Origin of the sequence: Zooshikella ganghwensis, from assembly GCF_018263875.1 — a bacterium.
GTDB classification, from domain to species: domain Bacteria; phylum Pseudomonadota; class Gammaproteobacteria; order Pseudomonadales; family Zooshikellaceae; genus Zooshikella; species Zooshikella ganghwensis.
This window is the reverse complement of sequence record NZ_JAEVHG010000001.1, coordinates 653,255-677,426: the sequence shown is the minus strand read 5'-3', so window position 1 is coordinate 677,426 and position 24,172 is coordinate 653,255. Positions and strand designations below refer to the sequence as shown.

General features: G+C 43.9%; 25 protein-coding genes. 19 read left to right on the top strand and 6 right to left on the bottom strand.

The window, feature by feature from the left end:
• Positions 1-51 precede the first annotated feature (51 nt).
• Positions 52-297: a sulfurtransferase TusA gene (tusA, locus tag KHS79_RS03045; RefSeq protein ID WP_212716505.1), complete on the bottom strand. Its 246-nt coding sequence runs from the start codon at positions 295-297 to the stop codon at positions 52-54.
• A gap of 125 nt (positions 298-422) precedes the next feature.
• Positions 423-1,319 carry a hypothetical protein gene (locus tag KHS79_RS03040; protein ID WP_027706719.1) on the bottom strand — a complete coding sequence of 299 codons (897 nt, stop codon included), beginning with the start codon at positions 1,317-1,319 and terminating at the stop codon, positions 423-425.
• 282 nt (positions 1,320-1,601) lie between these two features.
• Here KHS79_RS03040 and KHS79_RS03035 point away from each other — a divergent pair, with 282 nt between their 5' ends.
• The gene (locus tag KHS79_RS03035; RefSeq protein ID WP_084611068.1) at positions 1,602-1,928 is read left to right on the top strand and encodes an antibiotic biosynthesis monooxygenase family protein; all 327 of its coding nucleotides are present in this window, start codon (positions 1,602-1,604) and stop codon (positions 1,926-1,928) included.
• Between the two features lie 63 nt (positions 1,929-1,991).
• Here KHS79_RS03035 and rlmM read toward each other — a convergent pair whose 3' ends face one another.
• Entirely contained in the window at positions 1,992-3,083 is a 1,092-nt protein-coding gene (gene rlmM, locus KHS79_RS03030; protein WP_027706720.1) for a 23S rRNA (cytidine(2498)-2'-O)-methyltransferase RlmM, read from the bottom strand.
• Between the two features lie 146 nt (positions 3,084-3,229).
• Entirely contained in the window at positions 3,230-3,871 is a 642-nt protein-coding gene (locus KHS79_RS03025; RefSeq protein ID WP_212716503.1) for an alpha/beta family hydrolase, read from the bottom strand.
• A gap of 745 nt (positions 3,872-4,616) precedes the next feature.
• Between KHS79_RS03025 and ccoN the strand changes: the two genes are divergently transcribed.
• The 14 genes from ccoN (at position 4,617) to KHS79_RS02955 (ending at position 18,590) form a co-directional block, all read left to right on the top strand.
• Positions 4,617-6,044: a cytochrome-c oxidase, cbb3-type subunit I gene (ccoN, locus tag KHS79_RS03020; RefSeq protein ID WP_027706722.1), complete on the top strand. Its 1,428-nt coding sequence runs from the start codon at positions 4,617-4,619 to the stop codon at positions 6,042-6,044.
• Positions 6,045-6,059: 15 nt separating this feature from the next.
• A complete protein-coding gene (gene ccoO / locus KHS79_RS03015; protein WP_094786638.1) occupies positions 6,060-6,767 on the top strand; it encodes a cytochrome-c oxidase, cbb3-type subunit II in 708 nt (235 codons plus the stop codon).
• Positions 6,767-6,952, top strand: a complete 186-nt coding sequence (locus KHS79_RS03010) for a cbb3-type cytochrome oxidase subunit 3 (protein WP_233468168.1) — start codon at positions 6,767-6,769, stop codon at positions 6,950-6,952. Before ccoO ends, KHS79_RS03010 begins: the two co-directional genes overlap by 1 nt.
• Entirely contained in the window at positions 6,945-7,931 is a 987-nt protein-coding gene (gene ccoP / locus KHS79_RS03005; protein ID WP_212716501.1) for a cytochrome-c oxidase, cbb3-type subunit III, read from the top strand. The genes KHS79_RS03010 and ccoP overlap by 8 nt, the downstream gene beginning before the upstream one ends.
• A gap of 117 nt (positions 7,932-8,048) precedes the next feature.
• Entirely contained in the window at positions 8,049-9,458 is a 1,410-nt protein-coding gene (gene ccoG / locus KHS79_RS03000; RefSeq protein WP_212716499.1) for a cytochrome c oxidase accessory protein CcoG, read from the top strand.
• Positions 9,459-9,469: 11 nt separating this feature from the next.
• Positions 9,470-10,030 carry a FixH family protein gene (locus KHS79_RS02995; protein ID WP_212716497.1) on the top strand — a complete coding sequence of 187 codons (561 nt, stop codon included), beginning with the start codon at positions 9,470-9,472 and terminating at the stop codon, positions 10,028-10,030.
• A gap of 15 nt (positions 10,031-10,045) precedes the next feature.
• Positions 10,046-12,577, top strand: coding sequence for a heavy metal translocating P-type ATPase (locus tag KHS79_RS02990; RefSeq protein WP_212716494.1), 2,532 nt, complete (start codon positions 10,046-10,048; stop codon positions 12,575-12,577).
• 19 nt (positions 12,578-12,596) lie between these two features.
• The gene (ccoS, locus tag KHS79_RS02985) at positions 12,597-12,794 is read left to right on the top strand and encodes a cbb3-type cytochrome oxidase assembly protein CcoS (RefSeq protein WP_094786633.1); all 198 of its coding nucleotides are present in this window, start codon (positions 12,597-12,599) and stop codon (positions 12,792-12,794) included.
• Positions 12,787-13,515 (top strand): sulfite exporter TauE/SafE family protein, encoded by a 729-nt coding sequence (locus tag KHS79_RS02980; protein ID WP_094786632.1) that lies wholly within the window; start codon positions 12,787-12,789, stop codon positions 13,513-13,515. The genes ccoS and KHS79_RS02980 overlap by 8 nt, the downstream gene beginning before the upstream one ends.
• A 110-nt stretch (positions 13,516-13,625) precedes the next feature.
• The gene (gene hemN, locus KHS79_RS02975) at positions 13,626-15,008 is read left to right on the top strand and encodes an oxygen-independent coproporphyrinogen III oxidase (RefSeq protein ID WP_212716490.1); all 1,383 of its coding nucleotides are present in this window, start codon (positions 13,626-13,628) and stop codon (positions 15,006-15,008) included.
• A 115-nt stretch (positions 15,009-15,123) separates the two neighbouring features.
• Positions 15,124-15,885, top strand: coding sequence for a fumarate/nitrate reduction transcriptional regulator Fnr (gene fnr / locus KHS79_RS02970; RefSeq protein ID WP_027706728.1), 762 nt, complete (start codon positions 15,124-15,126; stop codon positions 15,883-15,885).
• Positions 15,886-15,905: 20 nt separating this feature from the next.
• Positions 15,906-16,439 (top strand): adenine phosphoribosyltransferase, encoded by a 534-nt coding sequence (locus KHS79_RS02965; protein ID WP_094786630.1) that lies wholly within the window; start codon positions 15,906-15,908, stop codon positions 16,437-16,439.
• 455 nt (positions 16,440-16,894) lie between these two features.
• The gene (locus tag KHS79_RS02960; RefSeq protein ID WP_027706730.1) at positions 16,895-17,389 is read left to right on the top strand and encodes a hypothetical protein; all 495 of its coding nucleotides are present in this window, start codon (positions 16,895-16,897) and stop codon (positions 17,387-17,389) included.
• A 22-nt stretch (positions 17,390-17,411) separates the two neighbouring features.
• On the top strand, positions 17,412-18,590 hold the full coding sequence (locus KHS79_RS02955; protein WP_212716488.1) for a glycerate kinase family protein: 1,179 nt from the start codon (positions 17,412-17,414) through the stop codon (positions 18,588-18,590).
• Positions 18,591-18,647: 57 nt separating this feature from the next.
• Here KHS79_RS02955 and KHS79_RS02950 read toward each other — a convergent pair whose 3' ends face one another.
• The gene (locus KHS79_RS02950) at positions 18,648-18,983 is read right to left on the bottom strand and encodes a TraR/DksA family transcriptional regulator (protein WP_038289659.1); all 336 of its coding nucleotides are present in this window, start codon (positions 18,981-18,983) and stop codon (positions 18,648-18,650) included.
• Between the two features lie 154 nt (positions 18,984-19,137).
• Between KHS79_RS02950 and ttcA the strand changes: the two genes are divergently transcribed.
• Positions 19,138-20,055, top strand: a complete 918-nt coding sequence (gene ttcA, locus KHS79_RS02945) for a tRNA 2-thiocytidine(32) synthetase TtcA (RefSeq protein WP_212716485.1) — start codon at positions 19,138-19,140, stop codon at positions 20,053-20,055.
• 31 nt (positions 20,056-20,086) lie between these two features.
• Here the strand turns inward: ttcA and KHS79_RS02940 are convergent, their stop codons facing one another.
• Positions 20,087-20,953, bottom strand: coding sequence for a DUF547 domain-containing protein (locus tag KHS79_RS02940; RefSeq protein ID WP_233468167.1), 867 nt, complete (start codon positions 20,951-20,953; stop codon positions 20,087-20,089).
• Between the two features lie 360 nt (positions 20,954-21,313).
• Here KHS79_RS02940 and KHS79_RS02935 point away from each other — a divergent pair, with 360 nt between their 5' ends.
• From KHS79_RS02935 to KHS79_RS02925, 3 genes are all read left to right on the top strand, one after another.
• Positions 21,314-21,922, top strand: coding sequence for a Yip1 family protein (locus KHS79_RS02935; protein WP_027706735.1), 609 nt, complete (start codon positions 21,314-21,316; stop codon positions 21,920-21,922).
• Positions 21,923-22,062: 140 nt separating this feature from the next.
• A complete protein-coding gene (locus tag KHS79_RS02930) occupies positions 22,063-22,566 on the top strand; it encodes a SprT family zinc-dependent metalloprotease (protein WP_212716482.1) in 504 nt (167 codons plus the stop codon).
• Positions 22,559-24,097, top strand: a complete 1,539-nt coding sequence (locus tag KHS79_RS02925) for a cryptochrome/photolyase family protein (RefSeq protein ID WP_212716480.1) — start codon at positions 22,559-22,561, stop codon at positions 24,095-24,097. Before KHS79_RS02930 ends, KHS79_RS02925 begins: the two co-directional genes overlap by 8 nt.
• Positions 24,098-24,172 lie beyond the last annotated feature (75 nt).

Genomic DNA, 24,172 nt, shown 5'->3' with positions numbered 1-24,172 from the left:
AAAGGGGGGAAAGCTTATTTACTATGCTTAAAAAAACGCTCGATCTATTATTTACTCACCTTCAGAACCCTTGCGGATATAGTAAATATACTGGGTGTCACTTTCCTCCTGAGCAATCAGCTCGTGCTGTAAAAAAGTACAAAATTTAGGAATATCACGCGTTGTCGATGGGTCGGTAGCCACTACCTGTAGTACTTCTCCTGTCTGTAACTCTCTGATTTTATTGTGAAGCAACATTACAGGCTCTGGACACATCAGGCCACAGGTATCAAGAATATGGTCAGGGTGTGGATTCATAGTGAGTACGTTTTGTCGAGTCAATAAAACACAACTTTAACAAAATCAAGCCATAGACTCTAATCGTCGTTAGTTCGCTTGGTTTGTATACGACGAGTTCAGTCAAATGCGCTGGTGATATTTGACTAATGCAAAGCGACTAGCTGCCCTAAAGCTAGTCGTGGCGTCATTGCCGAGACAATCCGAAAATCATGACCTTGTGGACCTTGAGTGGCTTTGAGCTCAACCACCGAGTCAACATAAGCGGGACTAGGAAAGTAACTTTGTATTTGTATGGGGTAGCGTGGCAGGGGTAAATAGCTCAATGCTGCCGACAGTAACCACACGGCATTGACTGTAGCACGCTGATAACCTAGGCATTTTGCCATCACATTGGATAAATGCGCTGGATGAAAATCGCGGACTAACTGTGAAAACGCCTTCGCCTGAGTAGTATGTAAATACCAACGCCCCACATTATAACTGGATTCGACTGATTGTGTGGCCTGGCCCAAAAGCGCTTGCCTTTGCTCAACTACCTCTTTTGGAAAGACTTCTTTACTGCTGCTACTAAATGCCAGCTCACACTCCCAGACCAGCTGTTCCAACTGATAACCCAGTATTCTTACCCAGGGAAACTCACTATCTGAAGCGTAATAGTGAATACTAAAGTCAAAGCTATGCTGTGGGCTTAAGGCTTGGTTAACGCGCACCTGGCAAGACACAATACGTAACCAAACCGCTAACTGACTAGCATGATCACTGAGTAATAACTGCGTATGAAGCGGAAAACTCATCACTAAAGGAAAAAGTGGAGGTAGTTGGTTTTCAAAATAACCACTCCACTCTGCTGCACGAAAAGCCTCCACCACATCCAAACCACAGCAGGTTAAGTACTCCCTTAACTGAGTGGCTGATACTGGCTGGTTGTACCAGCTCATGCCAATAACCGGTCGGGTAGGCTGCTGCCGACTGTGCCAAAGCTGCAAAGCATAATTCCAGGGGTATATTGAAGTCACGGAAGTGCTTACAGATTTAGTCATCGATCTACCTCTCCCCAATACCAACAACCTACATCACCCAACGGGTATTGGCCTATCTTCAGGATTAGCAGAAGTCATAAAAAATCGCAAAAAAAATCATCATTTTGTCATTTTCATTATTCTATGGCTGTTTTAGTCACTTACATTAACGAAGGCTTGATTAATGATCTTAGAGAAATGTACTGACTATACTGTTCTAAGCAAGCCCAAGCTTCTGTATAGCGCAATGTTTGCTGCGTGCTTTTATCTAAAAAAGCAGTCTGAGTAAAGCAAAGGGGTTAAATGATGATAAAGGTGATTGTGAGCCGTCAGCTTTCTGAAGGCGTTGAGCCTAACTATGAAATTCTGTTAAAAGAAGCACTACAAACCGTTGTTATTGCATCTGGGTTTATTTCTGCTGAGTCGCTGGTTGATGTTAATGATGCAAATCATCGGCTACTCATTAGCCACTGGACAGACATCCAATCCTGGCAAAAATGGTTATACAGTGAGGCTCGTAAAAATCTGGTTGGACAAATACGGCCCATGCTTTGTTATGAAGAAGAAGTTAAGATTTATATACACAGTGAACAGCATTTAGGATTAGTGTCCGTAACACCACACCGCTAATGTTCCTTGTGTGGTGTTAAAGACATCATGATGGTCCTAAAAGACAAATTGCTTGCTTGTATATTAGTCCCGCAAAACCACGACAGTTACTTCTTCCCGGTCATGATAAAGCTGTTTTGTCACTATACGATAGTTAAAACCCGCTTCCTGGCAGGCAGCATGAAGTCGATCAAGTGCTGTGGCGACAGCCTGGTAACGCTGCTTCATTGGTAATTTTAAATTAAACACCGCATGACGTGTCCACTCGCTGGTTAGCCAGCGAATAATCATATCCGTTACCCGAGCAGGCTTATCGACAATATCACATACCAGCCAATCAACCGGTTTAGACGGCTCAAAAGTAAAGCCATCTGCCCGTAGATGCTCTACCAAACCCGACTCCATCAGTGCTGTATCCATTGGACCATTGTCTACTGCTGTAACGCGTATATGACGACTCACGAGTTGCCAAGTCCAACCACCAGGTGCAGCCCCAAGATCAACCGCTTTCATGCCAGGCTGTAGCAATCGCTCTTCGTCTTCTTTTGAGAGCAAGCTGTGCCAAGCCTCAGCTAACTTTAATGTAGAACGGCTGGGTGCTTGGCTAGGGAACTTCAGCCGTGGAATCCCATTCAACCAACGAGCACCTTTTCCTACCAAGTTGATACCCACATAACACTGCTGACCATTTAAAAAGAACAAGTGCAAACGGGGTAACGCGGGATTTTCTTGCGCTGATAACACTTTTTTAGCTTTTAGTGCTTTACGAAGCGGCACGGTTAACTTCTTACAAAAGCGATGTAACTGCTTTCCTTCGTTGGTATCAGGATATTCCAACCATAACTCTCCGACCTGAGGCCACCCATCGACCGCATCCAGAATTGGGGTTAAGCGATCCGTTGGTGGCAGGTCATCTAAGAAAGGGCCTGCTGCCAACCACTGCCGAGTAAACACTAATGCATTCAAGCTAATTTTGGACTGCAACCAGCACGCATCTTTACCGTCATCTCCCACACAATGAAATATGACGAACCCTTGCTGTGGTTTTGCCTGGACGTAGCCAGCAACGCCTAGCGAAGCGGTTACAGTTGAAATTTCTGCAGCACAATCTTTTTCAAAGCCAGCTCGGCAATACAACACCAGATGGGTAAAAGGTTCAGGTAAATTTAACTTCATAACACCTTACAATTATGGCTTTAACTTTTTATGGCTTAATGACCAGGGGAGCATCACCCTGTAGGTTTGCTTAAGCCCGCATTATGACAAAATCGCTGATAGCTGTTAACCAATGACGAATAGCTTGTCTCTGTAATAGCAGCCAATCATGCTTCATGACAAAAGTGCGCTACCCAACTGGCAGCTTGTTGCCAATACGCGTCTTTTGAAAAACCACTGCGTTTGCTAGGAACTAAGTCATGATCAGCTTCAGCTAACCAGTGAATCTTTACAGCTGGACTCAAACTGTAGTCTTGTACATGGTGCTTATTGCCCAAGGAATCACGAGTACCCTGCACAATGCACGTTGGAATTGTAAGTGTCTGTAAATGCTCAATACGAGGTTTATCGCGCTTTCCAGCTGCATAAAATGGGTACCCTAAGCAGGCTACACCACAAACATTAGCAGGCAAGCTGTCATTAGCCGCTAATAGCGTAGCCATTCTGCCTCCCATCGATTTGCCCCCCACGATTACTTTTTGCTGTGCGTGTAACCGTTGCACCATATGTTCCCAACACTCAAGAAGCTTCGGTTGTCGATCTGGAGGACGTTTCTTGCCAGAGTGTCGACGCTGGTCCATATAGGGAAATTCAAAACGCATAACATTTACACCAAGAGCGGCTATCGCCTCAGCAAAATACGCCATAAATGGGCTATCCATAGGCGCACCTGCACCATGCGCAAAAACAAAACAAGGCGCGTTTTCCTGTTGAGAGTATGTCCAATACGCTGGTATTTCAGAGAACATTATGCACGTCCGATTGTTTAGCAATAGCCTTAAGACTTTTATTGCCGTTATTTAAAGCCAAAATTTGTCACGCCATTGCAACAGCAACAAAACATTTAGTGGAAATATTTTATTCATATTTCTGCGTTTTAAACTGTCAACAGGCGGTAATTATGGCACAATAGTCACGTCTTGATTTATGTCAATATAATACAGGTCATTCTTACCAAAAAGTGTCGCAATAGCGTCACCATATTGACATATAATGTACTCAGCGCGTATCCTCGCGCCTCGCCGGGGGAAGTTTGAAATAATTAGCAACAACTAAAACAGTGAACCTAGTCTGACCTATATACTTATTTAGCGAGTCTGTTCGCATTGTGACTTATGTTACATCAATAGCCAGAATTAACGCTGTTAAGAAAAGCTTTGTTAGCTAACGTACGTGTCACCTCTAAGAAATAAAACGGTAACCGTACACAATCTGTTGCCCATTAGATTATCAGCCGACCCTCTATACACAAAAACAACGGCTAAACTATTAGCAAAGAACAAGCAACATAATATACCTGATGAGCGCTTTGGTAGAGGTACACAAGCTGAACACATGTTTGTTCAGGTGCCTGCTTTGTAAGTCAACAATTGCCAACTTCTCTTTGAAGTCACACCAACAGCTGACTTCAGCGCATCCTATTGCCTTCACTTCACCAACCTGCCACAACTTCACCGTATTCATTCCGGAAGTCGCAACTTATGGAACCGTAACATGAGCACAGCAACCAACCACACAGAGTACAACTACAAGGTCGTCCGCCAGTTTGCCATTATGACGGTCATTTGGGGGATCGTTGGTATGGCCGTGGGTGTATTCATTGCTGCCGAGCTGGTCTTTCCAGACTTATCAGCAGGGATTCCCTGGTTAAGTTTTGGTCGATTGCGCCCCTTACATACCAATGCCGTCATCTTCGCATTTGGTGGATGCGCCTTGTTCGCGACATCCTATTATGTCGTACAGCGCACTTGTCAAGCGCCTTTGATTTCTAACGCACTAGCTGCCTTTACCTTTTGGGGCTGGCAACTGGTTATTGTCGCCGCCGCCATTACCTTGCCACTGGGCATTACCACTTCTAAAGAGTACGCGGAGCTGGAATGGCCCATCGATATCCTTATTACCGTGGTCTGGGTCTGCTATGCAATTGTCTTTTTTGGCACCATCATGAAGCGCCGAACCAAACATATTTATGTTGCTAACTGGTTTTATGGTGCATTCATTGTCACGATTGCCCTGCTCCATATTGTGAATAATATGGAAATTCCTGTGACCCTGTGGAAATCATACTCTGTCTATGCTGGTGCCCAAGATGCCATGATTCAATGGTGGTATGGCCACAACGCGGTAGGCTTTTTCCTGACTGCAGGCTTCCTTGGCATGATGTATTACTTTGTGCCTAAGCAAGCAGGTCGCCCTGTTTACTCTTATCGCCTATCTATTGTTCACTTCTGGGCATTGATCGCTATTTACATCTGGGCTGGCCCTCACCACTTACACTACACTGCCCTCCCTGACTGGGCACAAACCCTGGGCATGATCATGTCACTTATCCTGCTAGCACCCTCTTGGGGCGGCATGATTAACGGCATGATGACACTCTCTGGCGCATGGCATAAGCTACAGACTGATCCTATTCTTCGCTTTTTAGTGGTCTCGCTTTCCTTCTACGGCATGTCAACGTTCGAAGGTCCGATGATGTCCATAAAGACGGTTAACGCACTATCCCACTACACCGACTGGACCATTGGGCACGTGCACTCAGGCGCGCTAGGCTGGGTTGCCATGATTTCAATTGGTGCTGTGTATCACCTTATCCCACGTCTATTTGGTAAGGAAAAAATGTACAGCACAGACCTTATTAATGTTCACTTCTGGTTAGCTACGATTGGCACCGTATTGTACATCGCCTCAATGTGGGTTAACGGTATTATGCAAGGCCTCATGTGGCGTGCTGTGCATAAAGACGGCACATTGATGTATAGCTTCGTTGAGTCTGTTGAGGCCAGTGAGTTTGGTTACATTGTCAGAACAATAGGTGGGCTCTTCTTCCTGGCTGGCATGTTCTTTATGGCTTACAACACCTGGCGCACCGTGAGTGAGTCTGATCCAGAACAAGTTCGTGCTGCAGCACAAATGGCTTAAGGGAGCAGTACACCAATGAAAAACCATGACATTGTAGAGAAAAATGTTGGCCTGATGGTGATTTTAATCATAGTTGCCATTAGCTTTGGTGGCCTGGTTGAGATCGTTCCTCTGTTCTTTGATAAGGCTTTGACAGAAAACAAAATGGCCTATGAGCAAAAGCTCACTGATGGTAAACAAGAGGTCGTTCAGCTCGCCGTCAAGCCTTATTCAGCATTGCAGCTTGAAGGTCGTGACATTTATATCCGTGAAGGCTGCGTAGGCTGTCACTCACAAATGATTCGTCCATTCCGTGCCGAAACAGAGCGTTATGGGCATTACTCACTAGGGGCTGAAAGTGTTTATGACCATCCATTCTTATGGGGTTCTAAGCGCACAGGGCCTGATTTGGCTCGAGTCGGTGGCCGCTACTCTGATGAATGGCACCGGGCTCATTTAATCAACCCTAGAGATGTTGTTCCTGAGTCTGTTATGCCAGCTTATCCCTTCCTCGCAGAGAATGTCCTAGATGGCAAACACACTGCCGCCAAAATGGAAGCGCTGCGTAAAGTGGGGGTTCCCTATGCTGATGAAGAAATCAGCTCAGCGGCTGCTAATGTTGCAGGAAAAACAGAGCTTGATGCCCTGGTAGCCTATCTTCAGGTCCTGGGCACTTATGTACCAAGGGGCATACGTGGTGTAAAACCCGCTTCAGCACTCCCTACTGAAGAGGTAGCTGAGTAATGATAGATATCAATACACTACGCGGTTTGGCAACCGTATTTGCCATGATCGCTTTTTTAGCGGTGTGCTTTTGGGCTTATAGCAGTAAGCGAAAAAAACAATTTGATGAAGCCGCCAATTTACCCTTTGCGGATGAATTAGCTAGCCCAAATTCTGCCAACCAGGAGCTAAAACATCATGAGTAATTTCTGGACTGGGTGGGTTTTTGTGCTCACCCTGACTTGCCTAGGACTAATTGTTTGGTTGTTGTTTGCTACGCGCCGCAGGCAGCGCCCCACCCTCACTGAACAAACGATGGGACACAGCTTTGATGGGATTGAAGAGTATGACAATCCTCTACCTCAGTGGTGGTTTTATTTATTTGTGGCCACTATTGTGTTTGGTGCTGCCTACCTGGTGCTTTACCCAGGCATTCTTCCTGGCAAGTTCAATGGTATCCTTGGTTTGGTCGCCAAAGAGCAATATCCTGAAGGCTGGTCGTCAACCATGCAGTATAAAAATGAAGTCAAACGTATTGATGAGCAGTATGGCCCTATATTTGACCAGTACACCAACACACCTATCCCAGAGCTCGCTCAAAATGAAGCTGCTGTCACTATTGGAAAACGTATCTTTGCAAACAACTGTGCGATTTGTCATGGCTCTGCAGCGCAAGGTCGTTTCGGCTTCCCCAACTTAAGTGATAACGACTGGTTGTTTGGCAGTGATGCAGATGCCATTAAAAAATCTTTGCTTGAAGGTCGGCGTGGGCAAATGCCTGCCTGGGGCCAGTTTATGTCTAATCAGGAAGTGACAAATGTATCACTTTACGTACGCGCCCTGAGCGGAATCGACACTAAAGCAAGTGAGGATCAGCTAGCTAAAGGTAAAGAAAGTTATATAGGTAAGTGCGCTGCATGTCATGGCGTTGAGGGTCGTGGCAGCTACCTAAATGCCAACATCAGCAATGATATTGGCGCCCCCAATTTAACAGATGACATTTGGTTGTATGGTAGTGCCCAGCATCAAGTTGAGTACACCATTCGCAATGGCCGAAATGGAGCCATGCCTGCATGGAAAGATGTATTGGGTGAAAACCGAGTGCACCTAGTAGCCACTTACGTTTACAGCTTGGGCCAAAAAGCTAAAGAAGCTGAAAGTACTACAACCACACAAGCTAAGTAAGAAAGCCTCCTCCTCAGCTGTCTGTTCAATTTCTAAGATTGTCAGGCAGCTTGGCCAAATCATAGTGTCTGGCCCAAACCATCCTATATCACGTTGTTTCTTAGCAGGCTCAAGGATATGTCGCAAGATAATGTAAAAGACCGTGAAGCACCTGAAATGATCGAGGTGGTTGATCTTTATCAGAAAAAAGACAAGATCTACCCGCGTGCGTTCAAAGGTGTTTTTCGAAATTATCGCATCATCGGTGGCACGCTATTATTCCTCCTTTACTTTGGTGCGGCCTGGCTAAGCTGGGGAGATCGACAAGCCATTCTGTTTGACTTGCCAGAACGGAAATTTCATATTCTTGGAATGACCTTTTGGCCACAGGATTTTATGCTGCTGTCGTGGCTGCTTATTATTTGTGCCTTTGGCCTGTTTTTCATCACAGTGTGGGCTGGTCGGGTTTGGTGTGGATATGCTTGTCCACAAAGTGTTTTTACCTGGGTATTTATGTGGGTTGAGCGAGTCACTGAAGGTGATCGCAATAGGCGCATAAAACTTGATAAAGCGCCCTTTACCAGCAAGAAATTTCTGAAAAAGTCAGCCAAGCATACGCTTTGGCTTCTTATTGCCTTAGCGACAGGCTTTACCTTTGTTGGCTACTTTTCACCCATTCGTGAATTGATCCCTGCTTTTTTTAGTGGCGAAGCCAGTGGCTGGGCTTATTTCTGGATTGCCTTTTTTACCCTGGCAACCTACGGCAATGCAGGATGGATGCGCGAGCAAGTCTGTATCTATATGTGCCCCTACGCTCGCTTCCAAAGCGTCATGTTCGACAGCAATACGTTGATCGTTTCCTACAACCCGCAGCGTGGAGAAAAAAGAGGTCCTCGTAAAAAAGGTGCTGACTACCAACAAAAAGGTTTAGGTGACTGTATCGACTGCCAGATGTGCGTGCAAGTCTGTCCTACAGGCATTGATATTCGTGATGGCCTACAGTACGAGTGTATTGGTTGTGCGGCCTGTATTGATGCTTGCGATAATATTATGGACCGCATGGACTACCCCAAAGGACTCATTAGCTACACCACCCAAAATACGTTAGCAGGAGAAAAATCAACCCTATTTCGTCCCAGATTAATTGGCTATTTAGTTGCCTTGCTTGTCATAATTGGCATGTTTAGTTATACCGTTACTGACCGTATACCGGTTGGACTTGAAGTCATCCGCGACCGAAGCACTTTATACAACACTACCTCAGATGGTTATATTGAAAATCTATACACTGTCAAAGTGGCCAATATGGACAATCAATCCCATCAGTTTGTGTTAAATATTGAGGGTTTAAATAGTCCAGTTATTGAACCCAAGCAAAACATGCTTGTTGAAAGTGGTTTAGTTGCAGAGCTCACTATCCGCGTCAAAGTTAAAGCTGATGCGATAGAGCGGCCCAATAGCTCATTTGTTTTTTCTGTTCAGGCAAAGGATGATGAAACAATTAGAACTACGCAAGAAAGTCGCTTTATCGCTCCCAATTCGCAGTAAAGAGTAACCCCATGGCACAAAATCAATCGCTCTCTCCTGAAGATAAAAAGCATAGCCGTTTTTGGCTAGGCTTTTTATTGGCTATTCCTCTGCTGGCCATCGTTTTGGGTAGCTCCTATATTGTTATTGCCGTTAAACATGCGGACTCGCTGGTAGTCGATGACTACTACAAAGAAGGCCTGGCCATCGAAAAAGAGCTTGAACGAGATCGCCATGCTCAAGCGCTGGGACTCACCGCAACAGTGAGCTTGGATAACAGCCGGAAACGGGTAAGCGTCACTTTATCCCCAGCCAAGACCAATGCGCCTCATGCTTTAACCTTAAGCTTCATTTCTCCAACTTTACCGGATGAAGATATTACGCTTCCCGTACAGCTCAACCCGGATAATGAGTATGAAGGCTTTTTACCGCATGAGGTAAAAGGTAAGCGCTATATTCATTTGGAAACGCCTAAAGCACTGGATATACAGGAGCAACGAGAAGGCTGGCGTTTAATTGGTAGCAGTTATATTGATACCCCCTCGGTTACTGTTGCGCTTCAGCCTGCCACTATGAAAACGGCAAGCGATTAAGTTATCAGGTGTAGTATGGCGGACCCAATCCCATCCCAATTAACATGCTTCCACTGTGGTACACCTATTTCTGGAACACCACCCTACACAGCTGAAATTGATGGCGAAAAACAACCGATGTGTTGTCCTGGCTGCCAGTTTGTTGCAGAGGCTATAGCGGGTGAAGGACTTGCTCATTATTATCAATATCGTACACAGCAAGCGCTAAAACCAGACCAAGAAAAGTCCCTAGTCAACGATTACACTGTCTATGATCGTCAAGCGCTTCAAAAACAGCTCGTTAAGCAACTGGCTGACGGTCAATACCATGTGAGTCTAAGCATAGAAGGAATCACATGTGCAGCATGCATCTGGCTATTGGAAAAACACTTAAGCCAACTGCAAGGAGTTGTGCAGGCTTCGGTTAACCTAACGACACATCGTGCCTTTATCCAATACCAGCCAGAACAGCTGAAATTAAGCGAAATCATGCAGCATATCGCTTATATTGGCTACCTACCACACCCTTTTTCTATGGATAAGCAACAACAGCTTGCCCAGCAGGAATACCGTAAATCTATTCGCCGTTTAGCTATTGCTGGAATCAGTACCATGCAGGTCATGATGTATGCCATTGCACTTTATGCTGGTGCTTTGCAAGGAATGGAAGACAGCTACCGTGATTTTATTCGTTGGGTTAGCTTTTTATTAGCAACACCTGTCGTATTTTACGCTGCACAACCCTTTTTTAAAGCTGCCTGGCGAGATGTCAAAGCACGTCACTTAAGCATGGATTTCCCTGTAGCGACAGCTATTGGAGCAGCCTATACAGCCAGTACCTGGGCTATGCTCACAGGTACTGGTGAAGTGTATTTTGACTCTGTTTGTATGTTCACTTTCTTTTTATTAGTCAGTCGTTTTCTGGAAATGCGTGCACGGCATCATACAACACAACATGGCTCAGGCCTCTTAAAACTTTTGCCAGACAAAGCGACACGTGTTGATAGTGGACAGGAACAGACCATAGCAGCAATAGAGGTTGAAAAAGGTTACACCTTGCGTATTAAGCCTGGCGAGCCGATCCCTGCAGATGGTGTTATCACCCAGGGAAGAACCACTTGTAATGAAGCCATGCTGACCGGTGAGTACTTGCCAGTTACAAAGCAAGTAAATGATACCGTGTTAGCAGGTACTCTCAATGTCGAGCACGCCATTGATATTCAAGTAACAGCAACCGGACAAACAACTCGACTGGCTCATATAGTTTCTTTACTGGAGCAAGCTCAACAGCAAAAACCACTGATTGCACAACTCGCTGACCGAGTGGCTAGCCATTTTGTAAGCGCAGTGATACTTATCGCGATAGGCGTGTACAGCTACTGGTCACAGCATACTCCTGATGATGCCTTTTGGATTACACTCGCGGTCCTGGTGGTTACCTGCCCTTGTGCACTTTCACTCGCCACCCCAACTGCACTCACTGCAGCTACCGGAAAGCTCTACCAGCAAGGGATATTAATTACTGGCAGCCGCGTCTTAGAGTCACTGACTCATGTGAACCATATTGTTTTTGATAAGACAGGTACGCTTACCGAAGGAAGGCTTACTCTGGAGCAAGTTATTCCCACAAGTAAGACATTGTCGGCAGAGGCAATCCTGGATTATGTTGCTGCGCTTGAGGCCCACTCTGAACACCCAATCGCTAAAACGTTTGCAGAACGAACAACTCCGATTCGTGCACTAGATGTCACAAATCATCCAGGGTATGGTATTGAAGGCAGTATCGCTTACCCTCTAACAAATATGCATAGTAAGCGCATCGAAACACAAGCAGAACAGCGATACCGGGTTGGTAAACCTGCATTCATTTGCTCATGGCTAAACATTCCCTTACTTGAGCCTCCAGAACCAACAGGACAATGGCTTCTCTTTGCCAGTAGAAAAGAAGTGTTAGGCTGGATAAAGCTGGCAGATACCCTCCGGCCAGATAGCGCCCGCACCATTAGTGGTTTACACCAGCAAAACATGCAACTTAGCTTGCTTAGTGGCGATCAATCACTTGTCGTTAAGCGTGTTGCAGAATCCCTGTCAATATCATCCTGGCAAGCTAATATGACGCCAGAAGATAAGCTTGTCCAACTAAAAACTCTGCAAAAACAGGGTAAAAATGTATTAATGGTCGGCGATGGAATCAACGACGTCCCCGTTCTTGCAGCTGCAAACGTATCAGCGTCATTGGGGTGTGGTAGCGATTTAGCCCAAAATACCTCTGATATTGTCCTGCTAAACAACCAGTTAAGCAGTCTCCTCACGGTATTTGATACTGCCAAACAAACCCGTAATACTATTCGAGCCAATTTAATCTGGGCACTGAGTTATAATATTGTCGCTTTACCTTTAGCCGCTTGTGGTATTATCCAGCCCTGGATGGCCGCCATTGGTATGGCAAGCAGCTCACTGCTTGTTGTCGCAAATGCTTTACGTTTGACGCGAACAACCAGCTCTCTGAACATCAGCACTGCTCAAGCTCAACCATCTCAAATACCACCTTTGGAGACTGTCCCCTGATAAGAGAACAAGTGTATTTATGGACATTATCTATTTACTTATTCCTCTCGCACTCATTTTTGTAGCTGTTGCTGTGTGGGCGTTTTTCTGGGCAGTTGATGATGGACAATATGATGACTTAGAAAGCCCAAGCCATAGCATCCTTTTTGATCAAGAACCTTCTGCTCAAAAAACCACAACATCAATATCAACATCAGAAAACAAAGCGAATGATTGACGCTAGTAGTTTCACCACAGCCTTCCTGCTAGGGGTATTTGGCGCAGGTCACTGCCTAGGCATGTGTGGTGGTTTAATGGGAGCACTTGCACTATCAACTCCCTCAGGAAGCTCTTCAAGCATTTATCTTGCACTTTTTAACTTAGGCCGAATTATCAGCTATGCCCTGGCCGGTTTATTACTTGGCTCATTGGGTTGGGCTATTCAGTCGCTAGGGCTGGGTACAGGCCTACGCACTGTAGCCGGACTGTTATTAGTTGCAATGGGGCTATACCTGGCAAACTGGTGGCGTGGATTAACCTATTTGGAAAAGGCTGGTGGACGTCTTTGGCAGAAGATTAAACCTCTCACTCAAAAATTCATGCCTCTTAAATCATTCAAACACGCGTTTGTTTTGGGTGGACTTTGGGGATGGTTGCCCTGTGGACTGGTGTATAGTTCACTAACCTGGGCTGCTGCCAGTGGCAGTGCCTGGAACGCTGCTACCTTAATGATGGCCTTTGGACTAGGTACACTTCCTGTCATGATAGCCTCAGGTTTATTTGCTCAACAGCTTCATCGTTTGCTCAATAGCCATGGTGTTCGCCAGCTATTGGGTATTTCTGTTATTCTTTTTGGTTGCTGGACTATACCCGGCCCTCACCAAGCTTGGCTTATGTCAATTACTCAATCATTATTACCAAATAATGACACCCCCATTACACATCATATGTCGCATTAGTTGTTTTAACTGGCACCTAGCTAGATTGCGCTTGATGCACATCAAGACAAACCACACCAAACGTACCTAAACTGACCTCCTGAATATGATTAGGAGAGGCAGCTTTAATTATGGTGCAAGCGCTTGAGTGGGACAGTCAATTGATTCACCGCTACGCAGTAAACGGTCCAAGGTATACTTCGTACCCTACTGCCGTTGAATTTACTGCACCATTCTCTGAGGTTGACTATTTGAATGCTGCAAAGCAAAGCAAGCAGCTAAATACACCTCTTTCACTTTATTTTCATATACCTTTTTGCGCTAATATTTGTTACTACTGCGCTTGTAATAAAGTTGTTACAAAGCAACGTTCTCAGGCTGTCAGTTACATTAAAAACCTGATTCGCGAAATGCATTTTCATGCAGAATATTTTGGTCAACGAGAAGTAACACAATTACACTGGGGAGGAGGAACACCTACCTACTTAAGCTTAGAACTTATGCAACAGTTAATGGAAAAAACAAACGATTATTTCCAACTTGTTGATGATGCGAGTGCTGATTACTCAATAGAAATAGATCCAAGAGAAGCTGACTGGGCAACGATGGGCCACTTGCGTCAGTTAGGCTTCAATCGAATTAGCCTGGGAATTCAGGATTTTAACCCTGTCGTGCAACAGGCAGTAAACAGAGTTCAAACCGAAGAAGAAACATTAGCAGTTATTGATGCTGCCCGTACATTAAGTTTCAAGTCAGTGAACGTAGACTTGATATATGGGTTACCTCATCAAAACACTCAAAGCTTTTTGACAAGCTTAGATAAGGTCCTTGAACTGGCACCTAATCGTCTCTCAATCTTCAATTATGCACACCTCCCTGAGCGATTTAAACCACAACGTCGTATCAGTGAAAAAGACCTACCCTCACCAGCTGAAAAGCTTTCTATTCTGAAGCACACCATTGAGCACCTTATCAATGCTGGTTACGTGTATATCGGGATGGATCACTTTGCACTGCCTGATGATGAGCTGACAGAAGCTAAAGTCACAGGGCAACTGCACCGTAATTTTCAAGGCTATACGACGCATAAAGCGTGTGACTTACTTGGTTTAGGCTGCTCTGCAATCAGCCAGGTTGGTGATACTTACTGGCAAAACCACAGTAAGCTAGATAACTACAGCCAACAGGTCAATCAAAACACCTTTCCATTTCAGCGTGGCTTTGTTTTATCTACAGAAGACTCACTGCGAAGAGAGGTCATCAGTCAGCTGATTTGTCACTTTGAGCTAAACACTCAGCAAATTGAGCAGCAGTTTGGGATTGATTTTAACCGGCATTTTGCTTACGAGCTAGACGCTTTACAACTGATGGCAGAGGATGGCTTGCTGACTATTAATGAGGATAATCTTACTGTTAACCCAAAAGGCCAACTATTAATTCGCAATATATGTATGGTATTCGACCAATACTTAACCAGAAATAATGAAACAACACGCTTTTCAAAAGTAATATGAACGCATCTTAGTAATTCCCGTTGGAGTTTTTAGTAGTTTCCCCTACAATAGCCTCTAATCAGATACTAGCATTAAACATATATGACGACGGAAGTTGATTAGAGGCCCTCACAGCATGACGTCGAAACCTACTGTAAAACACTTAAATCAGGTGGCCTGTAAAGACTGTGCCCTGCAGCCTCTTTGCCTGCCTATTGCTTTAAACACTGAAGATATTGATTTACTTGATAAAATTATCAAGCGGGGACGCCCTTTGCGCAAGGGAGAACACCTGTTTCTTGAAGGAGATAAGTTTGCTTCGATTTATGCCGTTCGCTCTGGCGCGCTAAAAACCTATACCTCTACTAATGACGGTGATGAGCAAATCACAGGCTTTCATTTGCCTAGTGAGTTAGTAGGAATGAGTGGTGTTGACAGTGATGCCTATCCTGTTTCTGCCCAAGCTATTGAAACTACCACTGTTTGTGAAATTCCATTTGATCGTTTAGATGAGCTTGCGGAATCTTTGCCTGAGTTACGCCGCCAATTAATGCGCATCATGAGTAAAGAGATTCGTGAAGATCAACAAATGATGCTGTTGTTAAGCAAAAAAAATGCTGATGAGCGTATTGCTACTTTTTTAGTCAATCTGGCAACACGGTTTAGACGTCGTGGGTACTCCTCTCAGTCCTTTCGACTTCCCATGTCCCGCAATGAAATGGGTAACTACCTAGGGCTTGCTGTTGAAACAGTCAGTCGCGTTTTCACCCGCTTCCAAAAAAATGGCTTAATTGTCGCTAACGGTAAAGAAGTCAAAGTTGTTGACCCTATCAACTTATGCTCTTTAGCAGGGGGAAAGCCTGTTGAAGTTAAAAAAAATGGCAGCACTGACACCTAACAATAAGTAACCCGCTCCTCATGATTTTTGACGAATATTACATTAAGTCACTGATTCGTAGTGTACATGACTGGCCTGCGCCTGGAGTTATCTTTCGTGATATAACTCCTCTTTTCCAGTCACCTAAAGCGCACCGTATGGTCATCGATAGCTTGATACAACGCTATGTTGACACAGAAATAACCCATATTGCTGCCCTTGATGCGCGTGGTTTTTTGCCCGGAGCGGTTATCGCCTACGCACTGAACAAGCCACTCGTATTGCTTCGTAAACAAGGTAAGCTTCCTGCAGAAACTGAAACTGAAACCTATGACCTAGAGTATGGACAAGCTACCATTGAGGTGCAGCGCGGAGCTCTGGATCCAGGTAATTCTGTCTTGCTTATTGATGATTTAATTGCAACAGGTGGAACTCTACTCGCTGCCGCTACATTAATCAGGCGTTTAGGTGCTCACGTATATGAAGCCGCAGCGATTATTGATTTACCTGACTTAGGTGGTAGCACAAAGCTGCAAGATGCCAATATTCCAACGTTTACACTCTGCGCATTTTAAGTTTTAGCCGCCCCCTATCTCAACCCAAAGTCGATCCTGCCAGGCGAATCGCCTGGTAGGAAGCTGTTTTCCAGCTTTTTAATAAGCAAAACGGTCATCGTATCTTTTGGCAAACTAGCTCCATACCATCCAAATCTTCACCTTTCCGTCATACTTTTGTCTTTAAAAAAACATACTTGTTTGAATAATTGACACCATCATCCAGAGAGGTCATGGCTAAAATAATGCTGTTTGATTTACAGGAGTAAATTCAATGGCTAGTTTTGCTATGCACATGAGCAAAAATCATAAACTCAATACGTTACAGTGACTTTTTTAAAAAATAGGCTAGGTTAATGGGAAAGGTAATTATAAAAACAAGTTATTACTTTCCATAAACAGCCCTATCTGTAGATTGGTCAATATTATGCATGGCTTCCCATATAGATTTTGGGCTGCGATAAGAGAGTGAGACCATGGGAATCTGTCCAGATGAACTTCGCCACTATGTTATTAAACCCACATTAGACTATATCGATATGTGGTCCCCTTTTGCCGAAAACCTGTTGCTGGGCACAGCAGCTCAAGAAAGTGGTTTAGGCTTCTACTTAAAGCGTCATAAGCAACGTTCATTAGGCATCTACTGTATTACACCAATGATGCATAAAAATATTTGGGACCGGTACTTAGTTAAGCACTCAGACTTAGCGAGTAAAATTCGTGGATTGGCCAGCCAGCACGAGTTTCTTGCTAATCCTCATGCCGAACTTGCCACAAATTTATCATATGCTACTGCAATAGCTTGGTTAATATATAAGCGAAACCAAAATTTTATTGAGTCTGAGCCTAGTAACATTTATATGCTAGCCAAATGCTGGCGACGTTTTTATCATGTTAGACCCCAAGCCCATCTAGAATCTTTTATACAGCATTATCAGACTTTAATTTTAAATAACAGCGAAGCAGCATAACTGCTATTACGGGGACTGATCCATGCATATTTTAATTGCACCGGATTCATTTAAAGGATCGCTGACAGCCTTAGAAATATGTCAAACATGCACCTCTGCAATTCACTCAATAGCGCCTAATACTCAAATTACTTCATTTCCCCTTGCAGACGGTGGTGAAGGGACTGTTGATGCCTTTGTACATAATGCTGGGGGACAAAAAATCAACCTGACAGTGACTGGTCCATTAAATAAACCTGTTGATGCCTTTTACGGTATTTTGGCTGACAATAAAACCGCTATTATTGAGATGGCAAGCTGCGCTGGACTTCCTCTTCTTACCCCAGAGCAACAAAACCCACTTTATACCACAACTAAAGGTGTTGGGGAGCTTATACTCAATGCGCTCGATAGACAGTGCAATAAAATCATTTTAGGGCTGGGGGGAAGTGCAACCCATGATGGTGGTGCAGGCGCTTTAAGTGCTTTAGGTTACGAGTTTCTTGATGAGCATCAACAGCCTATTCCTGCCGGGGCCGAAGGCTTACTTAAGCTATGCTCTATTAACACTGCCAACTTAGACCCTAGAGTTGAAAACACCGAGTTTATCATTGCGAGCGATGTAAAAAACCCTCTTTTGGGAGAGCATGGTGCAGCCAGTGTATTCGGGCCTCAAAAAGGCGCAACCCCTGAAATGATTCCGACTCTGGATCGTGCGGTCAACAACCTTATTCAACGACTCGCCCAGCAGTTTGATATGCCTGCTGCTGAGATCATTCAACAGCCAGGAGCTGGCGCAGCAGGGGGAATGGGAGCGGGATTACTGACTAGTTTGTCCAACGCATCAATTCATTCAGGCTTCGAAGTCATCGCTCAACACTTAAACTTAACCGATTTATTTAAACATGGTGACCTTGACTTAGTGATCACTGCAGAAGGACAGATCAACCAGCAGACCTCTCAAGGGAAGCTTCCTGTAGGCGTAGCCAAACTTGCCAGTCAGTACAATATCCCCGTCATTGCCCTCGTCGGTAGTATTGGTAAAGGTGCTGAGCTTACACATGAACAAGGTATCACCAGTATTTTTAGTATTATTAACCAACCTATGCCTCTTGAGCATGCTGTCACGCATGCTGATGAACTTCTTCACCAAACCATGCGTGAAATTTTCCGGTTAGTGCGAGCTTTTCATACCGAAAAAGCTTCTGGTCAAAAGGGCTGATAACTTTTTTAAAAAGTAAAAGTTAAAGATGGGTTGCAAACTCAACGTTCTTTATAACTAGCGATTCATCGCTTGCTGTTGGTCCGCACAACGAATACAGCGCGCAGTATAAGGCATGATTTCCAGCCGGGCCTCAGGAATAGCTTGGCCACAGTGCTCACAGGTGCCATATTCATCCTCATCTATGCGCTGTATTGCCTGCTTGACTTGGCGAAGCTCTTGCACCGCCTCATGCCCCAGTGCCTCCATAACTTCATCGTTCTCACGCTCTTGAGCCTGTTCAGACCAGTCTTTATTCGCACTTTGTTGCATGTTTTGTTTAATCCGCTCAATGCGCTGCGTTAGCTCATTTTCTCGCGTTTTCAACCGCTGCTTTAGTGAGTGATAATCCATTGACTTTCTCCTTAAAGTCTCCTGCTTACCTTCAAAGCTAGAAAAGAAGTGTATTAGCCAGCTATCACGTAAAGCTTGTAGGGCTACTTATCAGCTTAAAAGGGTTTCTGTATAATGTACGGCTATTTGTCAGCTTGGAAGTAATGTAAACACCATGACACACCTGCCCCCCCATCAGCAAATCAATATAAACAAACTACAAAAACGTCTGCGACGCGAAGTCGGACGCGCTATCGCTGATTTCAATATGATTGAAGATGGTGATGTAATTATGTGTTGCCTGTCTGGGGGCAAAGACAGTTATACCATGCTTGATATCTTACTCAACCTGCAAAAATATGCACCTGTTGGGTTTGATCTCATTGCCGTTAATCTTGACCAAAAACAACCAGGCTTTCCTGAGCACATTCTGCCCGATTACCTGAAAAGCTTAGGGATAAACTACCGAGTTGTAGAAGAAGACACTTACAGCATTGTCAAAGAAAAAGTGCCCGAGGGGAAAACGACCTGTGCACTTTGCTCCCGTTTACGCCGCGGCATTTTATACCGAACGGCAAAAGAGGTGGGAGCGACCAAAATAGCTTTAGGTCATCATCGTGATGATATCCTAGAGACCATGCTATTAAACATGTTTTATGGTGGAAAATTAAAAGGCATGCCTCCCAAGCTAGTCAGTGATGATGGTCAGCATATGGTCATTCGCCCCCTAGCTTACTGCCGAGAAAAAGACATTGAAAAATACTCATCTGCAATGAACTTTCCTATTATCCCTTGTAACCTCTGTGGCTCTCAGGAAAACCTACAGCGTAAAAATATAAAAGCGATGTTAAGACAGTGGGATAAGCAATTCCCTGGAAGAATTGAAAGCATGTTCAGTGCTTTACAAAGCGTCGTACCTTCTCATCTGGCAGACACAAACTTGTATCCCTTTAAGCATATCAACGCAGATGGTACACCTCGTGAAGACGGTGATCAGGCATTTGATCGCCCCCAAATTAACCCTTTTCACCAAAGCAAGTCAGACAGCAATGATACTACCGTAGAAGCCGTCAAGCTCATTCATCCCAATTAAGGCATCAGCCACTCTTAATAATCATGGCAGTTTAATGGTGTTCATTAAGCTGCCAGTCATACTGATAGCTTATATCACCTTGGTACTGCCTTAATTGAGTGCCTAAGCCTTTTTCAGCGTAACGTATCAGATGAGCAATAATTTTTGCCTCACTGCGACCGAAATCATCGTTATACCAATCATATATCTTTGATAAAACTAGCTCCTCACGTTGCCAACTGACGCCTTTAGGCTGATTGATAAAGCGCTTTGCCGCCGTGTCCAACTGCTGCTCAATAAGCTTCGCTGTTAGCGCTTTAGGTTGTAAATCCGGACAACCTATGCTGGCACAATTCACCACATAGTGAATACGTGGATCTTGCCAAATAGGCCTTAAAATTCGATGCTCAATATCGTTGAGTGTAAGAGATTGATCAGAAATGGTCACAATAGGGTCATCCCAGGGACCAAAGCTAAAAAAACCTTCTCCTAGCTTGGTTATTGAAGTAACAGGGTAATGCTTCAGCACTAGCTGGACTGTTAATGCATTATACAGATTAACCCAGTAAGCAAACTGCTCATTAAGGTTGTACTGCCGTGGATCTATCCGTTTAAGCTGATTAATATAGTTCGTAAGTAACAAGCTACCCTGCTTAGCTGCTGCTTGGTAGTTCAGCAAATAAATATTTTTTTCTTTATCAAGCACTAAATACTGATCCAGAAAGTTCTGCCATAACTGGTGATCTATCTTGCTGCTACTTTGGGTGGCTTTATCCCAGTATGCCCAATAATCTGCTTTAGGAGCAGCATACACGATAGGTATTAGCCAAAAACTCAATAGTGTGATCAGTAAACGTATAGTAAACATAGCGTCATTTATACTCATTAGCTTATTGCAAAGCTCTTTACCCTTTGCCATCTTGTTTTTGCTTTACACCTCAGTAGAAGCTAAAGCGACTCACTCCCATAATCACTTTGACCCTTATCTTTACTGAAAAGTATTCATTTTCATAATTTACATGACCATGACAGTGTAATAACTAGAAACATTCGTATTAGCTATAGAGACTAAAAACACAGTTCATACGTTATTTCATTTTGAAAATTATCATATAACCTTCAATTTTTTCTTCTTATACTTTACTTGGCAAAAGACCATAATAAAAACAAGGAAATAATAAGGGCTGTTGCTATCAGGCTAAACATGTTGTGCTGTCGATACATCAAGGATAAGTGTATTGCATAGCCTGGTTAAGCAACACGTTCAAGGAGGAACCTTATGAGAATAATGCATGTCATTGGGTTAATTATTCACCCACAAAAAGAATGGCAAAAAATACGGCTGGAGTCGACATCGATTCCCCGCATTTATCTTACTTACATCTTTTTACTCGCCGCAATACCAATACTATGTAATTACATTGGCACCACACAGATTGGCTGGTATTTCAACCCAGATAAAGTCATTAGATTAAGTTCAGATAATGCCGCAACAATAGCCATAATGGGCTATCTCGCATTACTTGGTGGTGTTTTTGTTGTCGGGCTGCTGATCCATCAGCTATCACAGACCTACAGTGCATCAACCTCGCTGGCGCAATGTGTTGTGTTTTCTGCCTACACAGCAACCCCCTTATTTGTTTTAGGAATTGCCGGTTTATACCCAGCCATTTGGGTATACCTTATTGCCGGTATTATCGCAGCAGCCTACACCACTTACTTACTCTATGCAGGGCTGCCTATTGTTATGAATATTCCTAAGGAGCAAGGGTTTTTCTTTGCAAGCTCAATCCTTTGTGTTGGCTTGGTCGCATTTGTATCGCTACTCGTTATTGCCGTTTTACTATTAGCCACCGGGATTGGACCAGGCGTCAACCTATTACTATAAAAACAGGGCTAAACTAGAATGCGTTGGCTAGGGTGTATAAAAAACGATATAGTGTTATTAGTACATAATGGTCTTTACCATAACAATAACCAAGGATATAACGCGAGCCACTTATAATAACACACTATCGCTTTAAACATATGCCCTACCAAGCCATTGCCCAAAGAATTAATTCATTACTTAAGCAGGCAGAAACACACTATCAGTGTTATTTTGCTTTTCCTGAGTTTTTTTTAGATTTGCGTGGCAGTGTTGCTGGGCAAGCGAATTGGCAAACCAACACATTACGCTTTAATCCAGCACTTCTTCAGCAGCATACTGAACATTTTCTAAAGCATACCATTGCCCATGAGGTTGCTCACTTGGTTGCCCCCAATGTTTATGGACAGAGAATTAAACCCCATGGCAGGGAATGGCGCTTTGTTATGGAAAGCGTTTTTGGCGTAACAGCCAGTCGCTGTCATCGTTATGATATATCCAAAACAGGCCATTATCCTTATGTTTACTCCTGTGCTTGTGAGCGCCCACATTTTTTAAGCGCCATACGCCATAAACGATCTCTTCGAGGTACTGATTACCTTTGTCAAAAATGTCGCGCTACACTACGTTTTACGCATAAACTCAACGCAGAAAATTATGGCTAACAAACGTAGCTTAATTTTGGTCCTAGGTGATCAACTTTCATTAGACATAAGTAGCTTAAGAGATTTTGATCCCCGATATGATCAAATTATCATGGCCGAGGTATGGGAAGAAGCCCACTATGTTTCCCATCACCAAAAAAAAATAGCATTAATTTTCTCAGCCATGCGCCACTTTGCTAACCAGTTAAAAAAGCAAAAATGGCCTGTACACTACTATCAGTACGACCCAGATAGTCCCTATCGATCATTACTTGATGTCTTAAAGAGTGCTGTAAAGCATTACTCCCCTCAACAAATACTCATAACCCACTGCGGAGAGTGGCGACTACATAATGCGATGCAAATGTGGTCAAAATCCCTGGCAACACCAGTGCATATTATTGAAGATGACCGCTTTATTTGCAGCCTTGCCGAGTTTAAAGAGTGGGCAGCAGGACGAAAACAGCTACGAATGGAGTATTTCTATCGTTATATTCGCCAAAAAACGGGACTGTTGATGGAGGGTAACAACCCCACTGGTGGCCAATGGAATTTTGATAAGAAAAACCGAAAGTCATATAACAATGCCCCTCCTGTTCCACCTGTCTATCAATGTAAGCCCGACAAAATTACGCTAGGTGTTCTTAAAGATGTCGCTAATTATTTTCCCGAACACTTTGGCCAGCTCAAGCCTTTTTGGTTTGCTGTAACAACAGAGCAAGCCAATGCGGCTTTAGTACATTTTATTGAGCACAAGTTAGCTTATTTTGGTGACTTTCAGGATGCAATGAGTAGCCAGCATGAGTTTTTATTCCATGCACTTATCTCTATCTATTTAAATATTGGCCTACTGGATCCAATAACAGCGTGCAAAATGGCTGAACATGCCTATCAGCAAGGTAAAGTACCACTCAACGCTGTAGAAGGCTTTATTCGACAAATCATTGGTTGGCGAGAATATGTTAGAGGCATTTATTGGTTGAAAATGCCTTCTTATGCAAAAGAGAATGCTTTTAATAATGACCGTAGCCTTCCTTCTTTTTACTGGAATGCTGAAACCAAAATGCAGTGTATGCACCAGTGCTTAAAAAGTACTTATGAACATGCTTATGCTCATCATATCCAACGGTTAATGGTTACAGGCAATTTCGCATTATTGGCAGGCATTACCCCTGCTGAAATCTGTGAGTGGTATTTAGCTGTCTATGCTGATGCCTTTGAGTGGGTTGAGTTGCCTAATACACTTGGTATGGTTATGCACGCTGATGGTGGTTTATTAGGTTCAAAACCTTATGCTGCCAGCGGCAAATATATTGCAAAAATGTCAGACTACTGTAAAAGCTGTCACTACAACGTGAAAACTCTGGTTGAAGATGATAGCTGTCCATTTAATGGACTGTACTGGTTCTTTCTAATTACTCACTATGACACGCTCAAAAGCAACCCAAGAATGAAACTCGTGTTAAGTTCACTTCAACGTAAATCAAAAAGTGAAATTGCTGAGATCAAACAGCGAGCACAACAGCTTCTCATGCAATTAGACTCCTTGTGAATTAAACCTTCCTCGCCATCCTTTTCAGGACAGGCTAAAATTCATTTATTTTGTAGCAATGAAATGGCAATTTAC

Excerpts from the sequence above, each read along its gene's own strand:
- tusA (WP_212716505.1), bottom strand. The coding sequence starts at position 297 with ATGAATCCACACCCTGACCATATTCTTGATACCTGTGGCCTGATGTGT.
- KHS79_RS03040 (WP_027706719.1), bottom strand. The coding sequence starts at position 1,319 with ATGACTAAATCTGTAAGCACTTCCGTGACTTCAATATACCCCTGGAAT.
- KHS79_RS03035 (WP_084611068.1), top strand. The coding sequence starts at position 1,602 with ATGATGATAAAGGTGATTGTGAGCCGTCAGCTTTCTGAAGGCGTTGAG.
- rlmM (WP_027706720.1), bottom strand. The coding sequence starts at position 3,083 with ATGAAGTTAAATTTACCTGAACCTTTTACCCATCTGGTGTTGTATTGC.
- KHS79_RS03025 (WP_212716503.1), bottom strand. The coding sequence starts at position 3,871 with ATGTTCTCTGAAATACCAGCGTATTGGACATACTCTCAACAGGAAAAC.
- ccoN (WP_027706722.1), top strand. The coding sequence starts at position 4,617 with ATGAGCACAGCAACCAACCACACAGAGTACAACTACAAGGTCGTCCGC.
- ccoO (WP_094786638.1), top strand. The coding sequence starts at position 6,060 with ATGAAAAACCATGACATTGTAGAGAAAAATGTTGGCCTGATGGTGATT.
- KHS79_RS03010 (WP_233468168.1), top strand. The coding sequence starts at position 6,767 with ATGATAGATATCAATACACTACGCGGTTTGGCAACCGTATTTGCCATG.
- ccoP (WP_212716501.1), top strand. The coding sequence starts at position 6,945 with ATGAGTAATTTCTGGACTGGGTGGGTTTTTGTGCTCACCCTGACTTGC.
- ccoG (WP_212716499.1), top strand. The coding sequence starts at position 8,049 with ATGTCGCAAGATAATGTAAAAGACCGTGAAGCACCTGAAATGATCGAG.
- KHS79_RS02995 (WP_212716497.1), top strand. The coding sequence starts at position 9,470 with ATGGCACAAAATCAATCGCTCTCTCCTGAAGATAAAAAGCATAGCCGT.
- KHS79_RS02990 (WP_212716494.1), top strand. The coding sequence starts at position 10,046 with ATGGCGGACCCAATCCCATCCCAATTAACATGCTTCCACTGTGGTACA.
- ccoS (WP_094786633.1), top strand. The coding sequence starts at position 12,597 with ATGGACATTATCTATTTACTTATTCCTCTCGCACTCATTTTTGTAGCT.
- KHS79_RS02980 (WP_094786632.1), top strand. The coding sequence starts at position 12,787 with ATGATTGACGCTAGTAGTTTCACCACAGCCTTCCTGCTAGGGGTATTT.
- hemN (WP_212716490.1), top strand. The coding sequence starts at position 13,626 with ATGGTGCAAGCGCTTGAGTGGGACAGTCAATTGATTCACCGCTACGCA.
- fnr (WP_027706728.1), top strand. The coding sequence starts at position 15,124 with ATGACGTCGAAACCTACTGTAAAACACTTAAATCAGGTGGCCTGTAAA.
- KHS79_RS02965 (WP_094786630.1), top strand. The coding sequence starts at position 15,906 with ATGATTTTTGACGAATATTACATTAAGTCACTGATTCGTAGTGTACAT.
- KHS79_RS02960 (WP_027706730.1), top strand. The coding sequence starts at position 16,895 with ATGGGAATCTGTCCAGATGAACTTCGCCACTATGTTATTAAACCCACA.
- KHS79_RS02955 (WP_212716488.1), top strand. The coding sequence starts at position 17,412 with ATGCATATTTTAATTGCACCGGATTCATTTAAAGGATCGCTGACAGCC.
- KHS79_RS02950 (WP_038289659.1), bottom strand. The coding sequence starts at position 18,983 with ATGGATTATCACTCACTAAAGCAGCGGTTGAAAACGCGAGAAAATGAG.
- ttcA (WP_212716485.1), top strand. The coding sequence starts at position 19,138 with ATGACACACCTGCCCCCCCATCAGCAAATCAATATAAACAAACTACAA.
- KHS79_RS02940 (WP_233468167.1), bottom strand. The coding sequence starts at position 20,953 with ATGGCAAAGGGTAAAGAGCTTTGCAATAAGCTAATGAGTATAAATGAC.
- KHS79_RS02935 (WP_027706735.1), top strand. The coding sequence starts at position 21,314 with ATGAGAATAATGCATGTCATTGGGTTAATTATTCACCCACAAAAAGAA.
- KHS79_RS02930 (WP_212716482.1), top strand. The coding sequence starts at position 22,063 with ATGCCCTACCAAGCCATTGCCCAAAGAATTAATTCATTACTTAAGCAG.
- KHS79_RS02925 (WP_212716480.1), top strand. The coding sequence starts at position 22,559 with ATGGCTAACAAACGTAGCTTAATTTTGGTCCTAGGTGATCAACTTTCA.